This is a genomic window from Bifidobacterium sp. (assembly GCF_050874245.1).
GTDB lineage: Bacteria > Actinomycetota > Actinomycetes > Actinomycetales > Bifidobacteriaceae > Bifidobacterium.
In genome coordinates this window covers 1-1,910 of record NZ_JBNMKH010000164.1, presented here as the reverse complement: position 1 = coordinate 1,910, position 1,910 = coordinate 1, and the positions used below count along the sequence as shown (strand labels likewise).

Sequence of the window (1,910 nt, the reverse complement as noted above, 5' to 3'; positions counted from 1 at the left end):
TCATGGCGATCGAAACGAACCTTTTCCACGAATGCGCCCACATACGCAACATGTCTTTGACGAACGCCATCACGGCCTCCCTCATACGACCACATACAACCCACATGCCCCACACGCAGCCACCGCCACCGCAACACCGCAGCCGGCCCGCGCATAGTCCCATCTCCATTGAACACCATAAAACCGGAGAAGCAAGGCCGCAGCGGCGCCGAATCGCCTAGAATCGCCCGAAACCATACAAATCCGTCCAAGCCGAATCTGTATCCACCCAAACCACACCACGCGCAATGCACCAACAACCGCCAACCATCCCAGCTCCGCGGTCCCGCCAACCGCCACAACACCAAGCCGCAATCGCAATTCCCCCGAACCCGCCCACGCCAACCAAACCGTCCCATCCAAAACCAGGCAAAACCGGCCCGTCCAAAGCGGACATCGCACTGTTCCGCGCATCGCATGACATTACAATCAAAAGCAGTCCCCACGAAGGACGAATCGCAAGCAAAAAGAGAAGAGGAAGCATTCATGAGCGACGTCACCGCCGCGAAGAAGCCGCGTGAGACCGACGACGTGCCGGTTCCGCCTACGCTTCGCAAATCGTTGAAAAACCGCCACATCCAGCTGATCGCACTGGGTGGCGCCATCGGAACGGGTCTGTTCTACGGCTCCAGCGAGTCCATCCAGCTGGCTGGTCCGTCCATTCTGCTCGCCTATCTGGTCGGCGGCCTCGCGATCTTCATGATCGTGCGCGCGCTGTCCGAAATGGCGGTCGAGGATCCGAAGGCCGGCGCGTTCAGCTACTACGCCACGCGCTACTGGTCGAAGCGCGCGGGCTTCATCTCCGGCTGGAACTACTGGTTCAATTACGTGCTTGTGGCCATGGTGGAGCTGTCCGTGGTCGGCTCGTTCGTGAACTACTGGTTCCCGAACATTCCGAAGTGGGTTTCGGCGACAGTGTTCCTGGTGGCCATCGCCGCGCTGAATCTCATGGGCGTGAACAAGTTCGGCGAATTCGAGTTCTGGTTCGCCATCATCAAGATCGTGGCCGTGATCGCCATGATTCTGGGCGGCCTGTATGTGATTATCGCCAACGTGCCCACCGCGTCGGGCATTCGCGCGAGCTTCGCCAACTGGTTCACCGTGGACGGCGGATTCCTGCCCCACGGTCTGATGACCCACAACGCCGACGGCACGTGGACGGGTCTGATGATGGCTCTGGTCGTGGTGATGTTCAGCTTCGGCGGCACCGAGCTCATCGGCATCACCGCCGGCGAGACCGAGAATCCGCGCACCACCATTCCGAAGGCCACGAACGGCATCATCTGGCGTATCCTCGTCTTCTACATCTGCGCGCTCGGTGTGATCATGGCAGTGATTCCGTGGAGCAAGATCGACGGCGATTCCAGCCCGTTCGTGCAGATTTTCGATTCCGTCGGCGTGCACGCGGCCGCCGGCATCCTCAATTTCGTATGCCTGACCGCCGTGATGAGTGTCTACAATTCCGGCCTGTACGCCAACTCCCGCATGCTGTATTCGCTGGCAAAGCAGGGCAACGCGCCGGCTTGCCTGGGCAAGCTCAGCAAGAAGGGTGTTCCGGTCGGAGGCGTCGTCACTTCCGCGATCATTATTGCGATCGCCGTGGTCGTCGTGTTCGTATGGCCGGAATTCGCGTTCAATTATCTGATGTCGATCGCCACGATCGCTGCCGCGATCAACTGGATCATGATCATGGTCACGGAAATCAAGTTCCGTCGCGTGGTGGCGGCCGGCGACGGCCCGGCCGAGCTGAAGGGATTGAAGGGCAAGGAGGCGCTCGACAAGATCGCATTCAAGCTGCCGTTCGCCAATGTGACGCCGTATGTGGTGATTGCGTTCATGCTGCTGGTCGTGGTGCTTATGTGCTTCTCCGC

The 1,910-nt window shown here is 59.8% G+C and carries 1 protein-coding gene; it reads left to right on the top strand.

Annotated elements, in window-relative coordinates:
* Nucleotides 1-525: 525 nt before the first annotated feature.
* On the top strand, nt 526-1,910 hold a 1,385-nt coding region (locus ACR0P8_RS09515; protein WP_432624824.1), incomplete at its 3' end, for an amino acid permease.